2 protein-coding genes are annotated in these 687 nt (G+C 52.3%); one reads left to right on the forward strand and one right to left on the reverse strand.

The window, feature by feature from the left end; translation table 11 throughout:
- Positions 1-336 (reverse strand): hypothetical protein (locus tag H6A60_RS12090; protein ID WP_205104970.1); only part of this gene is annotated, 336 nt, incomplete at its 3' end.
- 92 nt (positions 337-428) lie between these two features.
- Here H6A60_RS12090 and H6A60_RS12095 point away from each other — a divergent pair.
- Positions 429-687, forward strand: a 259-nt coding sequence (locus tag H6A60_RS12095; RefSeq protein WP_205104972.1) for a hypothetical protein, incomplete at its 3' end; no start/stop codon positions are given.

Below are 687 nucleotides of genomic sequence, written 5' to 3' on the forward strand. Positions count from 1 at the left end.
GTGAAGGTTCGTGTTCGACTGTCGAATTGTCGAGGAGACCAGCGAGGTTGAGCGATTGACAGCATCAAAACCCGGGAGCTTCTCGAAATCAACGATCCCGATGTTTTGCTCAAGCGACGCCGTCTCCTTTTCGGCCGTACCGTCCTTAACAGCTGAGAGTGCAGCGTGTATGGCTGCGCGAATGAATTTCGAGCCGCCCAGCGCTTTGCATCGTGCAGCGGTTTCGTTGTCAATGCGAAAAGAGAGGGTTGCCGTATCTTTTCCGAGTTCTTTGGGTCTGCCGGCATTGCTTCGCTTGCCTCCCCAGTTCGGGCTGTCGCTCTTTCGCCTCCCCATAATCCGCCTCTTGATCACAAAAGTTTGACGTCTGTCGAATGATAAACTAATATGTAATACGTATTCAAGAAGAAAAACAAATACAAAATCAAATGGACAATACCGATCTCAAGGCCGAGCGTCTGGAAAAAATGTCGCGTCTCGGCGTCGAGCTTTCCGAACTCGCCGGCCAACTCAAGCGAACGTTCTCGAATTACGGCTTCATCGACCCGGACGAGGAGCCCGTTTTCGTCGAACTTTGGAAAGGCATCATTGATCTCGAACAGGTGCTCGAGCACAACTGCCACGACATGCCGCCGGCGGCGTCAAAGTATTTCTCCGAGCTCACAGGCTTTGTCCAGATTCCGACGG

The sequence above is a fragment of the Sutterella massiliensis genome, from assembly GCF_016899755.1.
In the GTDB taxonomy this organism is placed as follows: Bacteria; Pseudomonadota; Gammaproteobacteria; order Burkholderiales; family Burkholderiaceae_F; genus Sutterella; species Sutterella massiliensis.